Below are 375 nucleotides of genomic sequence, written 5' to 3'. Positions count from 1 at the left end.
GCGGAGGATCACTTATTCCGCATTGCGCAGGAGGCGCTATCGAATACGCTTCGCCATTCGAAGGCGGAACGTATGGATATTAGACTGCTGCGCAGTGACGGCGGCGTGCAGATGAGCATCAGCGACAGCGGCATAGGCTTCGATCTGGAAGCAAAGAAGCAGACGTCCTATGGGCTGCTCACGATGGAGGAGCGGGTGAATGAGCTTGGCGGTTCGCTTAAGATGACTTCGAGAACCGGCGAAGGGACGCATATCCTCATTTGGGTGCCAGCTTAACCGCTGGAGTACGATTTTGACAATAAAAAAAGTTACGGTTGCAAGCAGGGGCAAGTCATGTATATATTTTAGAGAGATAAAGGTGGTGTGAGTATGGAG

1 protein-coding gene is annotated in these 375 nt (G+C 51.7%); it reads left to right on the top strand.

Annotation, left to right across the window (positions count from 1 at the left end; all coding sequences use genetic code 11):
- The coding region (locus tag AB4Y92_RS26535) for a sensor histidine kinase (RefSeq protein ID WP_441822336.1) at window positions 1-276 on the top strand (276 nt) is incomplete at its 5' end.
- Between the last annotated feature and the right edge of the window lie 99 nt (window positions 277-375).

It is taken from the genome of Lysobacter sp. TAB13 (assembly GCF_052113885.1).
In the GTDB taxonomy this organism is placed as follows: Bacteria; Pseudomonadota; Gammaproteobacteria; order Xanthomonadales; family Xanthomonadaceae; genus Lysobacter; species Lysobacter gummosus.
This window is presented reverse-complemented; position numbering and strand designations above follow the sequence as displayed.